21 protein-coding genes are annotated in these 21,234 nt (G+C 67.8%); 3 read left to right on the plus strand and 18 right to left on the minus strand.

Annotated features, from left to right (window positions below; all coding sequences use genetic code 11):
* Positions 1-68 precede the first annotated feature (68 nt).
* The 18 genes from HZS56_RS00345 to HZS56_RS00430 form a co-directional block, all read right to left on the minus strand.
* Positions 69-395, minus strand: coding sequence for a helix-turn-helix transcriptional regulator (locus HZS56_RS00345; RefSeq protein WP_216718566.1), 327 nt, complete (start codon positions 393-395; stop codon positions 69-71).
* A gap of 104 nt (positions 396-499) precedes the next feature.
* A complete protein-coding gene (locus tag HZS56_RS00350; RefSeq protein WP_216718567.1) occupies positions 500-856 on the minus strand; it encodes a hypothetical protein in 357 nt (118 codons plus the stop codon).
* A complete protein-coding gene (locus tag HZS56_RS00355; protein WP_216718568.1) occupies positions 853-1,344 on the minus strand; it encodes a hypothetical protein in 492 nt (163 codons plus the stop codon). Before HZS56_RS00355 ends, HZS56_RS00350 begins: the two co-directional genes overlap by 4 nt.
* A 293-nt stretch (positions 1,345-1,637) precedes the next feature.
* Positions 1,638-3,695: a hypothetical protein gene (locus HZS56_RS00360; RefSeq protein ID WP_216718569.1), complete on the minus strand. Its 2,058-nt coding sequence runs from the start codon at positions 3,693-3,695 to the stop codon at positions 1,638-1,640.
* Positions 3,692-4,120, minus strand: coding sequence for a hypothetical protein (locus HZS56_RS00365; RefSeq protein ID WP_216718570.1), 429 nt, complete (start codon positions 4,118-4,120; stop codon positions 3,692-3,694). The genes HZS56_RS00360 and HZS56_RS00365 overlap by 4 nt, the downstream gene beginning before the upstream one ends.
* Positions 4,121-4,504: 384 nt before the next feature.
* A complete protein-coding gene (locus tag HZS56_RS00370) occupies positions 4,505-5,161 on the minus strand; it encodes a CoA transferase subunit B (protein WP_216718571.1) in 657 nt (218 codons plus the stop codon).
* On the minus strand, positions 5,158-5,955 hold the full coding sequence (locus tag HZS56_RS00375) for a CoA transferase subunit A (RefSeq protein WP_216718572.1): 798 nt from the start codon (positions 5,953-5,955) through the stop codon (positions 5,158-5,160). The genes HZS56_RS00370 and HZS56_RS00375 overlap by 4 nt, the downstream gene beginning before the upstream one ends.
* Entirely contained in the window at positions 5,955-6,350 is a 396-nt protein-coding gene (locus HZS56_RS00380) for an acyl-CoA thioesterase (RefSeq protein ID WP_216718573.1), read from the minus strand. Before HZS56_RS00380 ends, HZS56_RS00375 begins: the two co-directional genes overlap by 1 nt.
* Positions 6,347-7,249 (minus strand): beta-keto acid cleavage family enzyme, encoded by a 903-nt coding sequence (locus tag HZS56_RS00385; RefSeq protein WP_216718574.1) that lies wholly within the window; start codon positions 7,247-7,249, stop codon positions 6,347-6,349. The genes HZS56_RS00380 and HZS56_RS00385 overlap by 4 nt, the downstream gene beginning before the upstream one ends.
* 26 nt (positions 7,250-7,275) lie before the next feature.
* Positions 7,276-9,429 (minus strand): hydantoinase B/oxoprolinase family protein, encoded by a 2,154-nt coding sequence (locus tag HZS56_RS00390; protein WP_216718575.1) that lies wholly within the window; start codon positions 9,427-9,429, stop codon positions 7,276-7,278.
* A 1-nt stretch (position 9,430) separates the two neighbouring features.
* On the minus strand, positions 9,431-11,527 hold the full coding sequence (locus HZS56_RS00395) for a hydantoinase/oxoprolinase family protein (RefSeq protein WP_253913480.1): 2,097 nt from the start codon (positions 11,525-11,527) through the stop codon (positions 9,431-9,433).
* A gap of 9 nt (positions 11,528-11,536) precedes the next feature.
* Positions 11,537-12,685 carry an alpha/beta hydrolase family protein gene (locus HZS56_RS00400; RefSeq protein WP_216718576.1) on the minus strand — a complete coding sequence of 383 codons (1,149 nt, stop codon included), beginning with the start codon at positions 12,683-12,685 and terminating at the stop codon, positions 11,537-11,539.
* 2 nt (positions 12,686-12,687) lie between these two features.
* Positions 12,688-13,515: an SDR family oxidoreductase gene (locus HZS56_RS00405; RefSeq protein WP_216718577.1), complete on the minus strand. Its 828-nt coding sequence runs from the start codon at positions 13,513-13,515 to the stop codon at positions 12,688-12,690.
* 36 nt (positions 13,516-13,551) lie between these two features.
* Positions 13,552-14,757 (minus strand): NAD(P)/FAD-dependent oxidoreductase, encoded by a 1,206-nt coding sequence (locus HZS56_RS00410; RefSeq protein ID WP_216718578.1) that lies wholly within the window; start codon positions 14,755-14,757, stop codon positions 13,552-13,554.
* Between the two features lie 2 nt (positions 14,758-14,759).
* Positions 14,760-14,960 carry a ferredoxin gene (locus HZS56_RS38855; protein WP_216718579.1) on the minus strand — a complete coding sequence of 67 codons (201 nt, stop codon included), beginning with the start codon at positions 14,958-14,960 and terminating at the stop codon, positions 14,760-14,762.
* Positions 14,957-15,487 carry an aromatic-ring-hydroxylating dioxygenase subunit beta gene (locus HZS56_RS00420; RefSeq protein WP_216718580.1) on the minus strand — a complete coding sequence of 177 codons (531 nt, stop codon included), beginning with the start codon at positions 15,485-15,487 and terminating at the stop codon, positions 14,957-14,959. Before HZS56_RS00420 ends, HZS56_RS38855 begins: the two co-directional genes overlap by 4 nt.
* On the minus strand, positions 15,484-16,887 hold the full coding sequence (locus HZS56_RS00425; protein ID WP_216718581.1) for an aromatic ring-hydroxylating oxygenase subunit alpha: 1,404 nt from the start codon (positions 16,885-16,887) through the stop codon (positions 15,484-15,486). The genes HZS56_RS00420 and HZS56_RS00425 overlap by 4 nt, the downstream gene beginning before the upstream one ends.
* Before the next feature lie 26 nt (positions 16,888-16,913).
* Positions 16,914-17,852 carry a VOC family protein gene (locus HZS56_RS00430; RefSeq protein ID WP_216718582.1) on the minus strand — a complete coding sequence of 313 codons (939 nt, stop codon included), beginning with the start codon at positions 17,850-17,852 and terminating at the stop codon, positions 16,914-16,916.
* A 143-nt stretch (positions 17,853-17,995) separates the two neighbouring features.
* On the opposite strand from HZS56_RS00430, the gene HZS56_RS00435 reads away from it, so the two are divergent.
* The 3 genes from HZS56_RS00435 to HZS56_RS00445 all read left to right on the plus strand — a co-directional run bounded on the left by HZS56_RS00435 (position 17,996) and on the right by HZS56_RS00445 (position 21,214).
* Positions 17,996-18,916, plus strand: a complete 921-nt coding sequence (locus tag HZS56_RS00435; RefSeq protein WP_216718583.1) for a LysR family transcriptional regulator — start codon at positions 17,996-17,998, stop codon at positions 18,914-18,916.
* A 175-nt stretch (positions 18,917-19,091) separates the two neighbouring features.
* On the plus strand, positions 19,092-19,634 hold the full coding sequence (locus HZS56_RS00440; protein ID WP_216718584.1) for a cupin domain-containing protein: 543 nt from the start codon (positions 19,092-19,094) through the stop codon (positions 19,632-19,634).
* Positions 19,635-20,104: 470 nt separating this feature from the next.
* A complete protein-coding gene (locus HZS56_RS00445; protein WP_216718585.1) occupies positions 20,105-21,214 on the plus strand; it encodes an MBL fold metallo-hydrolase in 1,110 nt (369 codons plus the stop codon).
* The last annotated feature ends 20 nt before the right edge of the window (positions 21,215-21,234 follow it).

Genomic DNA, 21,234 nt, shown 5'->3' on the forward strand with positions numbered 1-21,234 from the left:
CCATGGGCGAGGTCTTGAGGTTGACCGTGGTAGAGGCCCGGCGGCGAGGCTTCGGCGCCACTACTGGGTCACCCGAGGCGCTGTTGCCGAGCCCAAGTGTCGACGTCGGACACCTTGAACTGCAGCTTTGCGTTCCTGCCGGCACCGAACTTGTAGGCGGAGAGGCCCAGTCGTGGTGCGTCGCGATAGACCCAAGTGACGGACATGTTGAGGTATTCGGCAGTCTGTTTGGCGTCCATGAACTGCGGGGGCATGGGACCTCCAGATTCGGTGCGGGAGGCCAGCGTCCCCGCGAAGTGCGACTTGGTCCGGCTGGAGGAGACCTGGTAGGGGTACGCCACGTGGCTGAGTTCTGAACGCAGGTGATCGGATTCCTCGGGCGGGGCGTCGCACATGCTGAGTGTCTATCGGAGCACACCCCCTTGGTGTCCGACAGGATGGCAGCTGGCACTGGCGGCGGTCGCCGATCACAGCTTGAGCTGATTGTGCTGGGGCGAGGTCAGCCGGGAGCCGGACCCCATTCGACCACCCGGAGTCCAGCGTTCAGCAACTGCAGTTCATCAACCTGCAGTTGCTGAAGCGGAGTGCTGCCGTGGCGTTTGAGCCAACGCTGCCTGCGTGTGCGCTCACGGGTGGAGAGTGAGTTCCAGTCGTCGTAGTGAAACCCCGCCTCGCGGATCGGTCTTGCCTCGCGCGTAGCCTGCTTCACGAACGCGAATTCATCGGGGCTGCGGGACAGGGTGACCAGGGCCCAGGCGGTGTCGTAGTCGAGTGATGGCCCGTGTCGGTGAATGAGGCGGGCGGTGCGCCACTGGCGCATCGGTGCGAGTAACCAGCGTCTCGCGTGGAGGTTCATGTCGTGTCTGCTCCAGGTCGGGCGGAGGGAGAGGTCGCCAAACGGGCTGCGGCGTGCTCTAGGTCTGTACTGCCGAGCGCGCGCAGGGTCTGGGTGAGGGCCCGCAGGAAGACTTCGCGCTGCTGTGGGGTTCGCATCTCGGCGAGCAACTGATCGACGAACCGGGCGACTTCGTCCTCCACGGTGTTGTGGGTGTGATCGCGCGGCGGGGTGACGCCTGCAGTCGCCTCCTGCACTTGATGGAGCTCGGCGAGCCGCTCCGGGTATTGGTCGATCCACCAGACGGTGCGTTGGTCGGGGTCGGACAGGACGCTCCGGAGGAAGTCGATGCGGTGTCGCATCTCCTCCCGTTCCAGATCTCCATGCTGGGTGCGCTTGAGGTGCTCCTCTGCAATGGACAGATCGGCGTCCGTCAGTGTCAGCCAGGCCTCGCCGTGCACGGTGAGGCCTGGTTCGGGAGTGAGCGGTCGTGCGATGACAGCGTTCACTGCGTCCTGGGCCGCTGGTATCTCCAGAACGCTGTGGCGTCTGAGAATGCGAGTTGTGTGTCCACGCAAATGGGTTCGTGCGAGAGCGTCCGGTGCGTGGTGCTGGAAGGCAGAGCCATCGAGGCTCCATATGCCGCTGATGGAGACGGTGAAGTGGACGCTTGGTATGCGACTTGGCGCGCGCTCGTCGCGAAGACTGAAGGGGGTTCCCGTATCGAGGGTGGCCGGGGCCGACGCCGTCTCTTGCTCGGATGGCCCCGGCTCTGGGACGTTGCGGCGCCGGGCGAACAGACTCATGCTGCGGGCTCGTTCAACTCCCCGTCAGATTCAACCTGTTCGCCGACATCATCGGCTCTGTTGGATGGTCGAGCTTCCTCTGTGGCAGGGGGCAGGATCCGGTTGAATACCTGAACGCGGCGATTCCGCCCCTCAGGCGTTGTCGCGCTCTGGCCCACTAGTAGATCGGCTGCGCGTGCGTCGATGCTGCTGCCGTTCAAGACCTCTACAGCGATGTTCACCGCATGGCTGTTGGGTACCGACGGCGTGTCCAGCCAGGTGGCCAGCGACTTCTTGGCCGCTTCAGCCGCGGGTTCATGGCGCCAGGCCGCGCGCCATCCTCGCACGAAGACGTGGTCCTCAATGCCCGGCCCGTCTTCGGCGAGCAGATCTTCCACCAATGCCAGGGCGAGTGGTGCTTCGCCGGCCAGCTCAGTCAGCGCCAGAAACGCTCGTGTGCCGGCCTCTCGGATCCTGGCGTCGTTGCTCTCGGCCCAGTCGACTATCTCGCTCAGAACCAGTGGCCGGAGATCCGGCTCGGTAGCCAGGTCGCGTACTGCCTCCGCGACGGCCTGCGCTCCACGCTGGTCGCTGCGTCCTGCCAGGATTCGCAGTCGGGTCAGCGCGACGCGCGGATACTCGTGCCCGAGCTGGCCAGCACATACCTCGGCCACGGTCTGGGCGAGTGCTTCGCTCAACTTCTCCTGGCCGGCGGCGTCGTAGAGGTACTTCCGAACCGCAACACCGACACCTGGATGCATGGCAGTGCTCTCCAGCACGCCTGCAGCCAGGCGGCGCTGTGGCTCGCTGCCCGTGGCGATCCATTCCTTGACGATCCCCAGGACCGCCTGACCTCCGGGCCCCGTGGCCAACTGTGTGAGCGCCGCAGCTACTTTTGGACGGTACTTCGCGGCGATGCCCTTCGGCGTAGTGATCTGCGAGGCCCAGCGTAGGAGGTCGCCGCGGAGATGCGGACGTTGGACCCAGACATGCGCGAGCACCGCCTCGTCCAGGCCGTGGCGCACGTCGCTCAGCGACAGTCCGTCGTTCTCGGTTCGTTCTGCTTCGATGATCTCAAGGCGCGCCTCCAGGTCGGGGCCGGCCAAGGCGCCACCGAGTGGCAGTTTCCCCTTCACCTGCTTGAAGAGTTCGTCAGCGGCGGCCATGACGACATCCGCAGGGAGTCCGTCGAGCAAGGCCGTCCCGATAAGCAGCGCACGGTCACGGAGATGCTCCGCGTCGTCGTGGTCCTTGAACCACTGCAGGAGATGTCTCTGCCATCCCTCGAACTCTTCCTTCACCTCGCCCTGGCCGTCGTCGTCTGCCTCCGCGATGAGCTCGGCGAGCCAGACAGCGTCGTCGGGGGCCGTGGCGGGAGTCAGCAGTCGGGCCAGATCGGTGGCCTCCTCCAGCCAGGACAACCGCTCGGCCCTGAGCTCCTTGAGGTGGGACCTGGACACGGCCAGTGCGGGAGGGGCCACATGCTCGATCCGTGGGACGTTCGCGAGATTGCGAGGCCGCCAGGTGGCTGGGGTGGCCAGGATCACCAGGTGGGCTCCGGAAGAGAGGGCCTCTTCCTGGTAGCTGCCCAGACCTTCGTAGAAGTCCCTGGGTAGGCTGCTGTAGTCGGACAGGTCAAGTACGAAGCCGTGCTGAGGTGTTGTGGGAAGCTGTTCAGTGCGCGGGCGGTCCCAGTCCAGGGTGAGGCTTTGGAGGTTTTTCGGCTCCACCCCGGCGTCACGCAGCACGCGCAGAGCTGTGGTCCGGCGCCCGGTGTCGGCGGGGCCCGTGAGCACGAGGACGTTGTGCCGTCCCATCGTCGAGTTGAGTAGCCGGACTCCGCGTGCGACCTGCCGCTCCCCGTACGGGGAGTCTCCCTCTGCGTGGACGTAGGCTTGGTCGACTAGTCGGGCCTCTTCCGCGTCGACAGCCACAGACTTCAGATACTGCCATTCGCGCACGTAGCGGTGGTGGTGCTCCTCGTAGTCTCCAGACACCTGCGTGATCACGCTATTCTCGGACGCCTCGGCTTCTTGCCGGACCTGCTCTTTGGCGTCTTTGCCCCCGGCGCTCACGATCGTCGCTCCGGGCGCACGGTGATCTGATCCCGGCCCACCTGTGTGATCCGGGACTTCCCTTTGGCCTTTGCCCGTTGACTGAGCGCCCCCACCTGTGGTGCTGCATGCGCGTTCTCGGCCTGCCACTGCTTCACGTACGCGAGCAACTCACGGCCCGCCTCAGGGGCCTCGTCCACTTCGTCCTGTAGTCGCACAGCCCATGCGGCCGACAGGCCGGCGGCCTGGTCCTCGCGCTCGCCCTCAGGCGCGGACAGCAGTGCCTCGCGGTCGCGGTCGAGTCGGGTGAGCTGCCGGTCGCTTTCGTCCCCGAACCAGCGCCCAAGCCAGGTCCGGAACCCACGCCATCCATCCCCCGCCATGGCCACGACCAACGCCGACGCGGCAGCCGTCCCCACTGTGGCCAGTTCCCCTGAAACGTCCAAGATCACCCTCATCTCTGCGGTTTTGCAGCAACGAGGCCCATCTGTGCCCTTCGCGCCCCAGTGTTCATGAGGGCAGCGCAAAAGGTGGCGTATTCGTAACGCTATATGACCGGAAAGGAGGCACTCAGGGATACGGGTACTGAACCCGTGTATCCAGAGCCACTCGGTGATCGTGCAGTCTCTTCACACGAGTCACTGCCACCGAAATCCGTGAGTCCGCATCGGACACCCTGAACCGCAGTTTCGAGTTTCGTCCGGCACTTGTAGGTGGCGGCGCTCGAGCACTTGAAAGACAGCGAGTTACTGGCCGTCGACGCGGCGAGTGCTGTACACGCTCGTCGACCATCTTCGGTCCGCGCGGTGATGTTGAACGCGGGCCGCTCCTCATGTGTGGCTCGCATCCCGGGCGATGGAATCGAGCACCAACGGTTCGGTCTTGGCTCGGACCTCGTCGAGGGTGACGCCCGGGGCGAGTTCGACGAGGCGCAGGCCGGCAGGGGTGACGTCCAACACGCACAGGTCCGTGATGATCCGTTGAACGACGCCCCTGCCTGTGTAGGGGAGGGCGCACTCGTTAACGATCTTGGGGCTGCCGTCACGGGCCACGTGTTCCATCAGGACAACGACCTTCTTGGCGCCGTGGACCAGGTCCATCGCGCCGCCCATCCCCTTGACCACCTTTCCGGGGATCATCCAGTTGGCGATGTCCCCGCCGGCGGAGACCTGCATCGCGCCGAGCACTGCCGCGTCTATCTTGCCGCCGCGGATCATCCCGAAGGACGTCGCGGAGTCGAAGAAGCTCGCGCCGCGGCGCACCGTCACCGTCTCCTTGCCGGCGTTGATGAGATCCGGGTCGACCTCTTCCTCGGTCGGGTAGCGGCCCGTTCCGAGGATGCCGTTCTCCGACTGCAGCACCAGTTCCACATCGTCGGGGACGTAACTCGGGATCATGGTCGGGAGACCGATGCCCAGGTTGACGTAGTCGCCGTCCTTGAGCTCTACGGCGGCGCGCGAGGCCATCTGTTCGCGTGTCCAGCTCATCGCACGGATTCCTCCTTGTCTCCGGTGCCCCACGTCTCGTCGGGCCGCAAAGTCCGCTTCTCGATTCGCTTGTCTGCAGCCTGTTCAGGCGTGAGGGCGACGACCCGATGGACGTAGACGCCAGGTAGGTGAACCTCGTTGGGGTCGATGTCGCCGGGCTCGACGAGATGTTCCACCTCGGCGATCGAGGTGCGTCCACACATGGCTGCCAGCGGGTTGAAGTTGCGGGCCGCGTCCTTGAAGACGAGGTTGCCGTGCCTGTCGCCCTTCCAGGCGCGCACCAGGCCGAAGTCGGCCACGATGGCGTGCTCGAGCACATGGTCGACGCCGTCGAAGGTCGCCACCGTCTTGGCCGGGGAAGCCACATCGACGGTTCCGTCGCCCGCGTACTTCCAGGGCATGCCGCCGTCGGCGACCTGGGTGCCCACGCCGGTGCGCGTGTAGAACGCCGCGATGCCCGAACCACCGGCCCGCATCCGCTCGGCGAGCGTGCCCTGCGGGGTGAGCTCGACCTCCAACTCTCCGGCGAGGTACTGCCGGGCGAACTCCTTGTTCTCGCCTACGTACGAGGCCACCACCCGGCGCAGACGGCCTGCGCCGAGCAGCAGGCCCAGACCCCAGTCGTCCACCCCCGCGTTGTTGGAGACCGTCTCCAGCTCGTCGACCCCGGCCCCGAGCAGGGCCCGGATCAGTACGGCGGGTACGCCGCACAACCCGAACCCGCCCACCGCGAGGGTGCTGCCGGAGGCGATGTCGGCGACTGCCTCGGTGGCGGAAGCCACGAGCTTGTCCATTACGAGACCTCCGCCGTCGTCGGAGCCAGACGCTCCCGCAGCGTCTGTGGAACGGTCGCCGGTCGGCCGTCGGCGCCGACGTGGACGACCGAGTGCTCGCCGCGCACGCAGACGCCGTTCGGGCCGATGACGTCCCAGGTGTAGGTGATGGACGAGTTCCCGACATGCTCGACCTCGAGGCTGACGGTGTACTCAGCGCCCGCCATCAGCGGCTGGTGGTACGAGGCCGCGGTGGCGCGGCGGGGGAACCTGCCGATGTCGATGTCCGGGATCACCTCCCGGTACAGAGCGTGTTCGGTGTTCTCCGCCCACCGGTACGCCGCCGTGTAGTGGTAACGGCCGGAGGCATCGGTATCGGACCAGGCGACGATGCCAGAGGCGGTGTAGACGCTCATGTGGTCACCTCGTCGAGCTGCTTGAGGCCCAGCATGTCGCGTGCCTCGCTGGGAGTGGCGATCTCGTAACCGAGTTCGCGGATGATGCGCACGGCGCGCTCCGCCAGCTCCAGGTTGGTGGCGAGCCGACCGCGCGAGTAGTAAAGGTTGTCTTCGAGACCGACTCGCATGTGGCCGCCGAGGAGCAGGCCATGGGTCGTCGCCGGAAGCTGGGTCGGTCCGATGCCAGAGACACCCCAGAGCGTTCCCTCAGGCAGGTGTTCCACGAGCAGTTGGAGGATCTTGGGGGTGTACGGCAGGCCGCCCTGGAAGCTGCGCTGGCCGCCGAGGACGATGTTGCAGTAGTACGGCGGGGAGTCGAGACCCTCGGCGGTCAGGGTGGTGAAGTCGGACATGATGTGCCCGAGGTTGAAGACCTCCCACTCCGGCTTGATGCCGCGCTGGGTCATCTGATCGAGCAGCCGGCGAGTGCGCTTCGGGGTCGTCGTGACGAGATACTCCCGCTCGGGAGTGCTGGCCGTGATGGTGTGTGAGTCGAGAGTGGCCATCTCGCAGCCGACGCCCTCGATGCCCTTGATCCTCTGGTGCCAGTCAAGCTCCCACAGTTCGTCGTTGAGACGAACCGGCATGTCGCCGTGGATGCCGCCTCCTGTGGAGTTGTTGATGACGATGTCCGTCCGGGCTCGGATCAGGGAGTTGATCTCGGAGTAGACATCGGGGTCACAGGTGGCCAGGCCGTCCTCGCGGCGGGCGTGGACGGCGACGACGCTCGCACCGACCTCCCAGCAGCGGGCCACGTCATCGGCGATCTCCTGCGGAGTGACGGGCAGATGAGGGCTCTGTTCCTTCGTTGCCATGCCCCCGGTCGGGGCGATCGTGAGAATGATCTTTCGGCTCATCGGATGTCTCCCGTGGTCGTCCCGGCTCAGCGCAGCGAGCTGAGGTCGAGTTCGAGGTCGTGGAACGGTTCCTGGTCGGTGAGATGTACGTCGACCGCGAGCAAGGCACCGGTGCTGGGGCAGGCCCACCCGGTGACCGTCAGGTCCGAGTGGAGGGGCGCGCCGACCGAACGCGGCAGCGTCAGAGCGAAGCGGTGCGCTCCCTCGCGCCACCGGGTCGAGTCGGTGGCGAGCACGACACCCTCGGGGGTTTGGACCTGGACCTGCCCGGTGGCCGGGGCCCGCGTGAGCAGGAGACGGTCGCCGAGTCGCACTGTGTCGTCGGAAGCCGCCTCTGAGACGGGCAACGGATCCTTGACGGCCGCCGGTTCGACGCCCAGTCGGGCGGCACGCCGCTCCCGGCGGGCGGCCGACGTGGCGGTCTCGTCGACCGCGTCGCCGCCCCCGTCGAGCACCACGCCGTACGTCTCCTGGGCTTCGTCGCGGGTGACCAGGCCGTAGCGGATGTCGTCCAGGACGTCGGCGGGGTCGCGGTCGAGCGGATCACCGATGCCGCCGCCCCCCTGCCAGGAGACCTCGAACAGGTCCGCCGGAGTCATCGGGAAGGAGCCGGGCTTCGGCCCGAGGCGCTGGGCATTTCCCTCGCCCGCCCGGAAGCGCTGGCTGATCATAGAGCCGGGCAGGCCGCCGCCCAGCCCGACGGAGTTCGGCACCTCGGCCCCGTGCGTCATCACCAGCGCCTCGGCCTGGGGTACGGATACGGTGATGCCGACCTCGGCGCCGAGCCCGCCACGGCGGCGGCCGGCGCCGCCGGTACCGGGGGCGAGACGCCGGTAGTGGTAGAAGAGCGGGTTCTTCTGCTCGTTGACCTCCACGTCGGCGATCGAGGGGCACGGCGCGTTGATCGGCCCGGCCGCGTTCTGCCCGTCGTGGTCGGCGAACGCGCCGAAGCCACCGGCCAGCGGGTCCATCAGGTGCAGGCCGAACACCTTCCCGTGCCGGTCGCGGCCGGACAGGTTGAAGGTCGCCATGGTGCCGCTGCTGACGGCCTGGGCGCGGTGCGCGTACTTCGGCGAGGCGAGCAGCAGCCGGTTGAGCGCCGCGGAGACGACGTTGCTGACGGTCCACACGGCTTCGACGGTGGCCGACCCGACCGGCGCCGGAGGCACCGCGGTGCACACGAGACCGTCGGGCGCCGAGATCTCCACCGGGCGCAACAGGCCCTCGTTCCACGGGATGCCGAAGCCCAGGGTAGGAATCACCGCGCCCGCGACGCCGCCGGCCAAGCCCGCGCGGGAGGAGTTCACGAAGCCGTTGGCCTGAGGGGAGGAGCCGGAGAAGTCGAAGTGGAGACTGTCACCGCGTTTGGTCAGGACGCAGTCGATGACGAACAGCAGGTTCTGCTTGCCGTCGTGCTCCAGGAAGTCGCGGGTGTGCACGACGCCGTCCGGCAGTTCGCGCAGCCGCGCACGGACCAGGGCCTCGGCGTCGTCGACCATCGTGTGCATCACCGAAAGCACGGTGGACGTGCCGTACCGGTGGGAGAGTTCGGTCAGCCGCTCGGACGCGACGTTCAGGGTGGCGATGAACGCCCGGATGTCGAGGCCCACCTGGTCCGGCAGGCGCGACGCCGTGAGGATCATGTCGAGCACGTCCTGGCGCAGTTCACCGCCGTCGACCAGCTTGACGGCCGGGATGCGCAACCCCTCCTGCCACACCTCGGTGGCCTTCGGCGACCAGGAGGCGAAGTCCATGCCGCCGATGTCGGTCTCGTGCGCCATCACCCCCGCCCAGCCGAGCAGTTCACCGTCGACGATCAACGGTGCGCACATCTGCACATCGTTCTGGTGCAGGGCGCCGATGAACGGATCGTTGCCGATGATGCGGTCGCCGTCCTTGAGCCGGGTGCCGTTGCCCAGCAGGTGACGTATGAGGGAGCCCACCGGAGGCGCCTCGAAGGTCACCTGGTGGCCCATCGTCACGAACGCGCCGTCCGGCAGGTAGATGCCAGTGAAGAAGTCGCTCGCCTCCGTCACCGTCGGGCTGCCGCTGACGGATTGCAGCGCGAGCCGCATCTGGTCGGTGATGGCGATGAGCCGGCTGCGGACGACCTGGCGGATCACCGGGTCTGTACTCGCGTCGTCCAAGGAGACGGGGGCCACCTCGATTGCGGAGGTCATGTCAGTTCACCTTCACGTGGATGAGGCCGAGTGCGTCCGTGGTGGCGACCCCGCCCGGGGGGACCACCACGACGCAGCCGGGGAGCTGGACGAGCGCGGGACCGGCGATCTCCTGACCGGCCGCGGGACGCCGGACGCTGTACACGGCGGTCTCGTCGGGGTGCGCGGCGTCGTCGAACACCACCGGACGCGTGCCGAGCCGGGTGAACGGCTCCCCCGTGCCGTGCCCGTCCGCCGTGGCAGACGGAAGCGCCGCCACGGAACGGACCGAGAGGAGTTCGAAGCCCGCTTCCCGGAAGCCGGAGCCCTTGCCCCACAACTGCTCGTACTCCTCCTCGAAGCTGTGCAGAAGCTCCGCGAGGGCATCCTTGTCCGGCGAAGTGGGCACCGTGACGTCGACGTGGTGTGCCTGGCCGAAGTAGCGGATGGACGCGGTGTGGGTGACAGTGCCGAGCGCGGGGTCGGGGAGCGCCGCGGCGGCACGCGCACTCGTGTCCGCGAGGGCATCGGCGACCACGCGGGCGTCCTCGCTGCTCGGGCCGACCTCCGAGAGCACACGCCGGTAACACGTGCGCGACGACGTGGTCTTGAGATCGGACGTGCCGGCTCCGAACGCCGACTGGGCAGTGGCCGTCGGCGGCACGATGAAGCCGGCAAGGCCCGCCTCGCGGCACAGCGCCCACGCGTGCGACGGGCCGGATCCGCCACCGGCGACCAGGGTGAACTCCCGTGGGTCGTGGCCGCGTTCGATGGTGACGGCGCGCAGCAGGTCGGCCATCGCGTTGTCGAAGACGACGCGTATCGCCCTGGCCGCCTCGACGGCGCCGAGGCCGAGCGGCGCGCCGACCCGCTCCGCGATGGCCCGCTCGGCGGCCTCGCGGTCCAGGACGATGCCCCCGCTCCCGAACTGCTCCGGGTCGAGCACGCCGAGGACCAGGTCGGCGTCGGTGGTCGTCGGCTCGATGCCGCCCTTGCCGTAGCAGACCGGGCCCGGCTCGGCGCCCGCGCTGCGCGGTCCGACGCTCAGGACGCCGCCCTCGACGGCCGCGATCGAGCCGCCGCCGGCGCCGATCGAGGCGATGTCGATGCTGGGTACGCGCATGTCGGCGCCGCCGACGGTGACTTCGTCGCTCATCAGGGCGACGCCGTCCGTGACGACGCCGACGTCGAAGCTGGTACCGCCGACGTCCATGGTCAGGACGTTCGGGGCGCCGAGTTCCGCGCCGAGCTTCTGTCCGGCGACGACACAGGAGGCCGGTCCCGACAGCAGGTTCGACACCGGGCGCTCGGTGACGGTCCGTGCCGGGACCACGCCGCCCGCGCTCGTCGTCATCATGATCGGGGCGGTCATGCCGAGCGCGGCCAGCCGCTCTTCGAGGAGGGTGAGGTAGCGCCCCTGCACCGGCCCGAGTGCCGCGTTCGCCACCGTGGTCGAGGCGCGGGCGTACTCGCCCACCGAGGGCGCGATCTCGTGCGAGAGGGAGAGGAAGGAGCCGGGCAGCTTCTGCTCGACGAGCTTGGCGACGGCGAGTTCATGGGCCGGGTTCTCCGTGGCCCACAGCAGGCAGACGGCCACGGCTTCCACGCCCAGGTCCCGCAGGCGGCCGAGCGCGTCGAGCACGTCGGCCTCGTCCAGCGGAGTGCGGACGGTGCCGTCCGAGTCAATGCGCTCGGTCACCTCCACGACCTGGGGACGGGGCACCAGCGGCGCCACCTGGCCGCGCAGGTGGTAGTCGCCGAGGTCCAGGCCCTGCAGGCCGGCGGTGCCGCGGCGCAGCCGGCCGATCTCCAGGACGTCGCCGAATCCGGCGGTGGTGATGAGTCCGGTCTTCGCCGAGCGCCCGGTCAGCAGCGAGTTGAGGCCGACCGTGGTGCCGTGCCCGAACCGGGTGATCCGGGAGCACAGTTCCCTGGTGTCGAGGCCGACGGTCTCGGCGGCGAGATGGACGGCATTGATCACGCCTGTCACCACGTCGGAGGTGGTCGGGGACTTGCACACCCAGGACTCGCCGTCGGGGGAGCGGAGCCACAGGTCGGTGAACGTGCCACCGACGTCGGTGCCGATCGTCCAGCCGGGGGCGGGGGATGGAGTGGTCATGGCTCCCTTTCAGAGGCGGTCGGCGACCCAGTCGGCGATGTAGTGCGAGGGAACGGACTCGTTGTCCGCGCCGGCGTGCGACGAACCGCCCTCGGCGCGGCCGAACGCCTTGAAGTGGCGGTCGGGGCTGCCGACGGCGTTCTCGTACTCGGGCACGGCGAACTCCATCGGGATCTGCCGGTCGTCCTCGCCGTGCGTGACGAGGAACGGGACGGTGATCTGCTCGACCACGCCCTCCAGCGTCATGCTGGGCGCAAACGCCATGAAGTCGTCGAGGTCGGTCTTGCCGAACACCCACTGGACGTGGTCCCAGTAGTGCGGCACGGGGTTCTCGCCCTCGCGCTGCAGACGGCGCTTCTGGAGTTCGCCCCAGTTGTAGTTGGCGCCCCAGACGGCACAGAGCTTGAAGCGCTTCTCGAAGGCGGCCGCACGCGGCGCGTAGTAGCCCCCGAGCGAGACGCCGCTCATGCCGATGCGGGTGCTGTCCACGTCCGGCCGGGTCTCCAGGTAGTCCACGGCGGCACCGGCCCAGCGCTCGCTGTCGTGGATCGCGGGAAGTCCCCGCTCGCGCAGCGAGGCGCCGGTGCCCGGCTGGTCGACGCAGAGCGTCGCGATGCCGCGGCGCGCGAGCTCCCTCGGCAGCCCGAGCCTGAACAGCATCTCCTTCATGGAGTCCAGGCCGTTGCAGAACACCATGACCGGGTATCCACCCACCGGGGGCTCGCCGTCGGCGGGGACGAAGAGCGCCGGGTACGAGGTGTTCTCGTAGGGGATCTCGACGAACTCGGCCCGCTCCCGGCCGTGTTCGATCGCAAGCCGACAGGTCTCGACGGACTTGCGGTAGGCGACCTCGCGCGGTGCGTAGTGCCGGCTCTGCATGCGCTCGGCGACCAGGTAGTAGACCGAGGCGCGGGCATAGCGTGCGGCGGCCGACAGCGCATGCCCGTCCGCGAGGTTCCGCTCGGCATCGCGCACGAGTCCGTCGGCGAACGCGCACCACGACTGGAAGAACTTCTCGGTGCCGGTGTCGTCGCCGTCCTTGGCCGCGTCCACGAGCGGGGCGCAGATCTGTTCCACCTCACCGATCTGACCGCCGCAGTTCATGGCGATGCTGACCGACAGGCTCCATACGTAATTGGTGGGGAAGTAGCGGAACATGGTCACTTCCCCACGCGGTCGGCGGTGCCGTTGCTGATCACTGCGCGGTTGAACACACCCTGGTCGGCGACGATGGTCTGCCCGGTCATCGTGGTGTTGTTGCGGGAGGCGAGGTAGGCATAGAGCGGCGCGTACTCCTCCGGGGTCGGCAGGGTCGGCAGCAGCGCGAGACTGACGAACTGCGCCTCGAAGTCCTCCTTGGGGATGTCGGACTGCTTGTTGTCCTCCAGGCCGAGCGCATGGGGGCCGCGCAGCTGGCTGTTGGCGATTCCCGACGGGGCCACCCCATTGACCCGGACCTTCGGAGCGAACTCGAAGGCGAGCTGATTGACCACGCTGCGCACCGCGCCCTTGGCCGCCGTGTAGAAGAGTCCACCGCCGTCGGCGGCGTAGGCCGCGGTGGAGGAGGTCAGCACGATGGAGCCGCCCGTCTTCTCCAGATCGTCCACGAAGACCTTGGCGGCCAGGATGTAGCCGAGGGTGTCGACGTGGAACACCTCGTCGAACAGCGACTCGACCCTGTCCAGGGGGACGTCGCGCAGCGGGATGTTGCCGTCGAAGATGCCGTGCGCGCCGACGAGGGCGTCGATGCGGCCGAAGCGGTCCAGGACCGACTGCCGACAGGCGATCAGGTCCTCGGTACGGGTGACGTCGCCGCGCACGAGCAGCACGTCGTCGCCGAACTCGGCCTTGAGGTCGGTCAGTTTGTCGGCGGAGATCTCCAGTATGGCGACCTGGGCGCCTTCCTCGAAGAAGTGGCGGGCGAGGCCGAGGCCGAGGCCCGAGCCGCCGCCGGTGATGAGGACGACATGGTTGTCGAGCATCTGCATGAGGGGTCCTTGCTGGGGGTTTTCGAAGAGTGGGGATCAGGCGGACGCCGCGCTGCCCAGCGCGTCGTTCAGCGACGCACGGGCACGGAGCAGCTTCTTGAGGGTCCGCAGGGCGCGGACGCGGCCGCAGATCGTGGCGCCGTGCAGCTCGTCGTCCGTGCCGTGGACGACGACGAAGTCACCGGCGGTGATGGAGCCCTCGACGACGATGTCGGTGTCGCCGGGGCGGCGTTCGCCGAGCATGTGGAGGGTCAGTCCGTACTGCTCGGTCCAGACGTAGGGGACCGCGTCGTGGGCGGTGGCCTCACCGCGGGCGATGTTGAGTCCGACGCGGCGGCCCTGCTCGATGGCGTGGGTCCAGTGCTCGAAGCGCCGGTGGCGACGGCGGCTCTGGTCCCAACGGCAGGCGATGTCACCGGCCGCCCACACGCCGTCGACGTTCGTGCGACCGGCCGCGTCGGTGACGACACCGTGGTCGAGTTGGACGCCCGATCCGACGAGCCAGTCGGTGGCCGGCTCCGTTCCGATGCCCGCGAGTACGTTTGTGGCCTGTTCCGCGCGACCGTCGGCGAGGTGGATGTCGTAGCCCTGCGGTGTCTCCGCCACTCGGTGCGTGGCGGAGCCGAGTCTGAATCGGACTCCGTTCGCCAGGTGCAGACCGTGCAGCCAGATGGCGATCGCGTCCCCGAGGGCTCCGGCGAGCGGCAGGTGATTCGCGCACAGCAGCGTCACGTCGACGCCGCGGGAGCGGAGCGCGGCGGCCGCTTCCAGGCCCACGAACCCACCTCCGACGAGTGTCACCGGCTCCCCGCTCGTCGCGAGCAGCCGGACGGCGGCCAGATCGCCGCGGGTCCGCAGGGTGGGCAGGGGCGTGCCGCCGGTCGTCACGACCGGGCGCGCGGTGACACCGGTCGCGATGACGAGGTGCTGCCAGCCGATGGCCTCGCCGCAGTTGGTCACCACGAGGCGGCGGTCGATGTCCAGCCCCTTGGCGCCGTGGCCGGCGATCAACTCGATCTGCTTGGCGGCGAGTTGGTCTCGCGTCCGCAGTGCGGCGGGCGCGACGTGCTCCTTGGCTGCCAGCAGGCTCTTGGAGAGCATCGGCCGGTCGTACCCCGGATCGGCCTCCTCGTCCAGCACGGTGAGCGGACCCGTGTACCCGCCCTCCCGCAGGCCGTCGGCGGCGGAGAGGCCCGCTGCCGAAGCCCCGACGATCACGATGCCGTCGTTGTCCGAGCTCATGGTCAGCCCTCGATCAGGTGCAGGGCCTGCGCCGGACAGGCCCGGACGGCCTCCTCGACATCTTCCAGATCGTCCTCGGAGAGCACGTCGCGGGTGATGACGGCGACGGGGCTGCCGGGCGGGACGGCGAAGACTTCGGGGTGGATGCCGACGCAGATTCCATAGGCGGTGCAACGCCCCGGGTCGACGGTCACGCGGCTCACAGGAACACTCCCAGGTTGGCTGTCTTGAGGCTGGTCTCGGTCAGGATCACTTCGCGCGACAGGAGCCGCGGGCCCGCGGCCGTGAGCCGGATCCTGTCGTTGCGGCGGCAGGGGATGAGGTCGAAGTGGACGTCGATCCCGCGCTGCCGGTACAGCAGCAGCGCGCTGTACGCCTCGACGACATCGGCCTCGGACGTCTCTCGTACTTCGATGCTGCCGACCAGCCGCATGGTGCGGGACGGGGGTACCTCGGAGTAGGCGTGGCCGGTGTTCTGCCGGGCGAGCCGGGTGCGGATGTGTGCCTTGGTGTCGCGGATGCGCCAGGCGGACCGGTCGACCTCTGTGTCACGCGGTGCGGTCGACTGACGCGATGGCACCGTGTACAACAGGTCGTCGTCGAGCAGTTCGAACCACTCCTCCTCGCGTGCCTCGTCCAGGAGCCGTGCTTCGTGTGCGAGGAACTGCGCCACGAGGGTGTGCGTCGCGGGGGTCACCGTGAGGGTGTCCGGGGCTTCGGCGGTGTTCATGCCGGCGTCCCTTCGGTGGTCTCGTCGCCGGTGGCCGTCTCGCCCTTCAAGGTGCGCAGCCACTGGCGAAGGAAGTTGAACTGCACGTGCTCGCCGTAGCCGGTGTTGCGGTGGACGCCCGGCCCCCTCCAGTTCGGATCCGGAGTGTCGTCGACGGGCGAGTTCTCTCCCTGCTTGTAGTTGAACTTCAGCCCTTCCTTGCGCATCCATGGGCTGGCGGCGGCACGCTGGACCCCCTCCCAGGCGACGGTGTCGTCCTGCTCGAAGATGCCGGCCGAACCGAAGAGGTACTGGCCGCCGATGTAGTCGCGTTGTGCAGTGTCTTCGTCCTGGAAGTTCCACACGAACTGCCAGTTCCACAGCTCCAGTTGGCCCGGAGCGACGGGCTGCCACTGGCGGAAACTGGTGACGACTGCCGGTGGGCCGTCCGGGAGCGGGGAGAAGAACCGGATGTAGCTGAAGTTGGGGAAGATGGTCCCCACCGTGGGAGGTTCGTGGTCGACCACGAACCGCTGGGTCTCGTCCAGGGAGCCGAGGTCGAACTGCTCCTTGTACTCCTCCGGGTAGCCCCACAACGTGAAGCTCGGATCGATGGCCTGGGTCCATGCGTGCCCGATGAAGGTGTGACCGTTCTCGAACTCGTAGGTCCGGCCGATCTCGCAGGTGGCCTGGATGCCTTCGAGCAGGTCGATCTCCTGGACGCTGGCATGAAGAGTTGGCAGGTGGTATACGTCGCCGGCGAAGTTCTCGGCAGCCGTCTTCCAGTCGCCGTTGACGATGTACCGCTCGGGCGGACCCGCGACCCGCATGCCGTCCGGGTGCAGCTGGGTGACGAGGTCGAGCATCCAACCACCGCCGCCGAGCCACTCCTCCAGCGGAGGAACGTCCTCGGACAGGGAGGCGAACACGAAGCCCTTGCGGTTCTCGACCTTCGGTGCGCGCTTGAGGCTCCACTGATTCGGGTCGAGTGGCTCGCCGTACGCGCGGTGCATCAGTGGCGTGCCGACCAGCCGTCCGTCGTTGGCGTAGGTCCAGCCGTGGTACGGGCACGTGAAGAAGCGTGAGTTGCCCGCGTCGGTCTGGCACACCTGCGTGCCGCGGTGGCGGCAGTAGTTGGACAGCACGTTGATGCCGCCCTTGCCGTCACGGGTCACGATGACCGGGTCGAGCCCGATCCTGCGCTGGACGAAGTCACCGGCCTTCGGTATCTCGCTCTCGTGGGCGACGAAGACCCAGGTGTTGGTGAAGATCCGCTCCATCTCGGCCGTGAAGACATCGTCGTTGTTGAAGATCTCGGCCGGGACGAGATTCTCCTGCATGTCCTTTTCGGCCCGGTCGAGGAGCACGTTCAGGGGGGTGGAGAAGGGTGTCGACGACGGGGGGTCGTTCGTGAGAGTCATCGATGACTTCCTGTTCAGGGGAAGGGTTAGAGCGGGGGCGCGACGAATACGCCGCGGTCGGGGTCGTTGAACTGCTGCTTGGCCACGAACTCGTTCATCTGGTTCGCGGTGCCCCACTGGTCGATGAAGTCGGGCTTCGTGACGTCGTAGACGGACGGGTGGTGCTGGTCCCAGTCGACGGTCTCGAGCTCGGTGGTGTACTCGACGCAGTTCCCGACCCGGTCCAGGAAGTAGGAGTAGGTGTTGTCCCCGGCCTTGTGACGGCCGGGCCCCCAGATCTTCTGGACGCCCTCACGCAGCATCCGGCCGGTTCCGCGCAGGTATTCGTCGATGCCTCGCATCTCGAAGGAGACGTGGTGGACGGCGACGTGCGGTCCCCGGGCGACGGCGAAGGAGTGGTGCCAGTCGTTGCAGCGCAGGAACCACATGAAGTCGCCGCGGGGGCCGAGACACAGGGTGTCGGAGAGCTTGAAGCCGAGGTGCTTGACGTACCAGTCGACGGTTGCCTCGGGGGTGGGGGAGTTGACGACGAAGTGCGAAAGACGGACCGGGATCGACTCGCGTTCCTCGATCGCACGGAAGCCCCGGGAGGTGACGTCCGAGGAGACTTCGACCGCGCGTCCGTCGCCGTCGAAGAACCGGAACCCGTACCCCCCGCCGGGGGTGTCCAGCTTCTTCGGGGGGTGGACGATCTGGACGCCCTGCTGGGCCAGTTGGGCCGCGAGGGTGTCGACGTCCCCCGCGGAGGCCGCCCCGAAGGAGACCAGGTCGAGTCGTTTCTGGTCGTCCTTCCGCAGGCGCAGGATGTACTGCTCGGGGGACCCCTCGGCGGCCAGGAACTGCACGCCGGTGTCCGACTCGACGGTGGTCAGACCCCAAAGGTCGCGATAGAAGGCCAGCTGGCGGTCGAGGTCCGGGGCCGCAATCGCCACATGGCGCAGGTGGGTGATCAGAGGCTTCGTCACGTTCTCTCCTCGTTCGGTGGCGGCGACAGCGGCGACGAAATACGCGTTCACGCGTCGTTCATCCGAACGTAGTGATGCCGATCACCGTGCACAAACAATTCCTGATGATGCCTGGCATTGATGACATCAATTAATGTGGTGGCGTGGACCTTCGACGCGTTGACCTCAACCTGCTGGTCGCCTTCGACATGCTGATGATCGAGCGAAGCGTGACCCATGCCGCGCACCGGCTGTCGATCGGCCAGTCGGCGATGTCATCGACCCTGTCCCGCCTGCGGAAACTCTTCAACGATCCGCTCCTGACCAGGGAGGGGCGCGGGCTTGTCGCCACGCCCCTGGCCGAGTCGCTCGTCGGCCCGGTGCGTGAACTGCTCACCGGCATCGAGATCGTGCTGTCCCAGCGTGAGGCGTTCGACCCGGCCACGGCCCAGCGGACCTTCTCGGTGATCGCCAACGACTACCTGACGATGACATTCCTGCAGCCCTTGATCGCCCGACTGTCCGTCGAGGCGCCCGGAATCCGGCTGAACATCTTCCCGACGGGTGACGACTTCGCGGAGCAACTCCGTGGCCACCGGGCGGACCTGTTGGTCATGCCGAGGGAAGCCTTCGAGGAGCATGAGCAATTCCCGCACCGGGTGCTGTTCCAGGACCGCTACCTGGTCGCCGTCGACAAGGATCACCCCGAGGTCGGCGACGAGATCACGCTGGAGCAGTTCACGACGCTCCCGTACCTGGCAGCGTCCTCGGGACATCTGCGGGGCCTGTCGGAGATGCAGCTCGACTTCCTCGGCGTGTCGCGCAACACCGAGATCACCGCGGGGTTCGGCATGGCGCCGTTCCTGCTGAGCGGCACGAGGCTCGTCACGCTGGTCCACGAGCGACTCGCACGCAAGATCGGAAGTGCTGCCGGGATCCGACTGCTTGAGCCGCCGATCCCGCAACTCCAGCCGATCACCGAAATCATGGCCTGGACGAAGCGGACCGATCGCGATCCAGGCCATCGGTGGTTCCGTGAGTGCTTGATCAGGCTGGCTGAGGAGGAGTCCGCGGGTCTGTCCTGACGTCTCCTGCCGCAGGTGTGTTCTCGGTCCACCGCAGGCTGCGGACAACTCTCGCAGGAAGCGGATGGCTCGCTCGGGGTCGGTCTGTCAACATCGCCGGTCCGTCGCCTGAAAACCGGCGTATCGAACCGGCGGCACAGAGTCGCCACCGAATCCCGCAAGAGGAGAGAAACCCTTGGGCGCGTACAACCCTTTCTCCGCCGATGTGGAACCCGCGGCCACCACCCGCAAGGTCCGTCGCCTGGTCACAGGAGTCAATGCCGACGGCCGATCGACGATCGTCGACGACAGCGTCGTGCGCGGCAAGGTCGGGCACGCTACACCGACGTATGTGGCGACAGATGTGTGGCGGACCGAGAGCAGCCCGGCGGACAACACATCTCCCTACGCCGACCCGGTCGCCGGTGACGAGGCGCGCAGCGTCGGTCCCTCGAAGAACGGCTCCGTCTTCCGAATCCTGGAGCTTCCCCCCGACCAGGAGTGGCGCTTCGATACGGACGGCAAGGAGGTCAAGCCGCTCGCCTTCCACACAACGGAGTCCATCGACTACGCAATCGTCCTGAACGGCGAGATCTGGGCGGTGCTGGACGAGACCGAGGTCCGCATGACTGCCGGCGACGTCCTCGTCCAGCGCGGCACCGCACACGCCTGGGCCAACCGGTCGCAGGAGCCGTGCGTGCTTGCGTTCGTCCTGATCGGCGGGACGTTGCCGGACTAGGCGATCCGGGCCCGTGGCCTGTACGGGCTTGGGAGGGGCCGCAACGCGGTCTCCTTCCAAGCTGTGCTGGCGATCCTTTGCCCGCTCTTCTCCTGCTTGTGTGGCGCCGTGTGATAGCCCGTTGGCTTTGCCGCACGGCAGGCCAAACTTCAGCCTCCGAACCCCGGCCGCCTCCACAGGACGGCAGCCTCCCGCGGGTTCGTCATCGCTCTCCAACTGCCTTGTCGCCCTCACGCCCAAGGCGACGGCCGAGAAGTCACCCTTGGGAGGCTGCCGCTCGCACCAACCCATCCGCCTTCGTGTGCCGCACATTCCTGCCCGTAACGCGCATCCACGCGTCGGTCCTCCGGCCCGCGCGCCGAACAATGCGCTGCCGCAGTCCGGAACCTTCCTGAGCCGAAAGCGAGACCTCCGTGCCCGGAATCGAGCACTGCTGCTCCTCTGCCACCCTCCCTTCCCGACGGGCAGCCGTGGGCGTACTGGCCGCAGCCACCGCAACCGCATGGAGCATGTGCACCGGCATCGCTTCGGCGAACGGCCACACCACGACTGCTCCCGCCGAGCCCACGTCACTGTCGGGCGACGCCAATGGCTCCCGCACCCGACTGATCCTCCTTGGAACCGCCTCGGGCCCCGCCTTCACGCCCGGCAGGGCCGGTATCGGCTCAGCCCTGGTGGTGGGAGAACGCACCTACATCATCGACGCGGGGCTCGGGACCGCCCGAAGGTTCGGCCAGGCCGGTTTGGAGGCGGCATCACTGAGCGGAATGTTCATCACCCACCTGCACTCCGATCACCTCTTTGACCTGTTCAATCTCCTCTGGACGACCCCTGGGGCACTCAGCCGGCCCATACCGATCCACGGCCCCGGCCGGGCGGGCGCGCTCCCGGAACCCTACGGCGGCAAGTCGGTACCTCTGGTCAACACTGCGCACCCCACCCCCGGAACGGCCGACATGTTCCGCGGCCTGCTGGCCGGCTACGCGTACGACATGAACATCCGCAACACCGAGGAAGGTGCCCAGACCAACCACCAGGCGCTGTTCGAGGCACGTGACATCGCGCTTCCCGCCGGCTCGAAGGCATCGGCGACGCACACGTCCCCGGCGATGCGGCCCTTCCGCGTCTTCGAGGACAACCGGGTTAAGGTCAGCGCGATCCTGGTACCGCACGGTCGGGTGTTCCCATCGTTCGCCTTCCGGTTCGACACCGACGAAGGGGCAGTGACCTTCTCCGGTGACACGAAGTTCAGCGACAACGTGGCCCGGCTCGCCGACGGGTGCGACATCCTTGTCCACGAGGTCGTCGACCTGGACTGGTTCTCCGCGAACGCGGACACCATCGTCGGTTACGGACCCGGCTTCATGGAACACATGGAGCAGGCTCACACGACGCCGCAGCAGGTCGGGCGGGTCGCCTCCAGCGCCGGGGTACGCGAGGTTGTGCTCAGCCACATCGCCCCCGGCGATGCTCGTGCGGTCACGGACGACACCTGGGTCAAGCACGTACGCAAGACGTTCACAGGCAGAGTGACGGCCGGGCAGGACCTCACCCAGTTCGCAGTGGGAGGCAGGCGATGAACGACAGCCGGCGGACGTAG

The sequence above is a fragment of the Streptomyces mayonensis genome (assembly GCF_018982965.1).
Lineage (GTDB): Bacteria > Actinomycetota > Actinomycetes > Streptomycetales > Streptomycetaceae > Streptomyces > Streptomyces mayonensis.

Bases quoted from the DNA above. Each gene is read 5' to 3' on its own strand.
- HZS56_RS00385 (WP_216718574.1), bottom strand. From the start codon at position 7,249: ATGAGCCGAAAGATCATTCTCACGATCGCCCCGACCGGGGGCATGGCA.
- HZS56_RS00395 (WP_253913480.1), bottom strand. From the start codon at position 11,527: ATGACCACTCCATCCCCCGCCCCCGGCTGGACGATCGGCACCGACGTC.
- HZS56_RS00405 (WP_216718577.1), bottom strand. From the start codon at position 13,515: ATGCAGATGCTCGACAACCATGTCGTCCTCATCACCGGCGGCGGCTCG.
- HZS56_RS00425 (WP_216718581.1), bottom strand. From the start codon at position 16,887: ATGACTCTCACGAACGACCCCCCGTCGTCGACACCCTTCTCCACCCCC.
- HZS56_RS00375 (WP_216718572.1), bottom strand. From the start codon at position 5,955: ATGGACAAGCTCGTGGCTTCCGCCACCGAGGCAGTCGCCGACATCGCC.
- HZS56_RS00400 (WP_216718576.1), bottom strand. From the start codon at position 12,685: ATGTTCCGCTACTTCCCCACCAATTACGTATGGAGCCTGTCGGTCAGC.
- HZS56_RS00350 (WP_216718567.1), bottom strand. From the start codon at position 856: ATGAACCTCCACGCGAGACGCTGGTTACTCGCACCGATGCGCCAGTGG.
- HZS56_RS00370 (WP_216718571.1), bottom strand. From the start codon at position 5,161: ATGAGCTGGACACGCGAACAGATGGCCTCGCGCGCCGCCGTAGAGCTC.
- HZS56_RS00380 (WP_216718573.1), bottom strand. From the start codon at position 6,350: ATGAGCGTCTACACCGCCTCTGGCATCGTCGCCTGGTCCGATACCGAT.
- HZS56_RS00390 (WP_216718575.1), bottom strand. From the start codon at position 9,429: ATGACCTCCGCAATCGAGGTGGCCCCCGTCTCCTTGGACGACGCGAGT.
- HZS56_RS00345 (WP_216718566.1), bottom strand. From the start codon at position 395: ATGTGCGACGCCCCGCCCGAGGAATCCGATCACCTGCGTTCAGAACTC.
- HZS56_RS00410 (WP_216718578.1), bottom strand. From the start codon at position 14,757: ATGAGCTCGGACAACGACGGCATCGTGATCGTCGGGGCTTCGGCAGCG.
- HZS56_RS00420 (WP_216718580.1), bottom strand. From the start codon at position 15,487: ATGAACACCGCCGAAGCCCCGGACACCCTCACGGTGACCCCCGCGACG.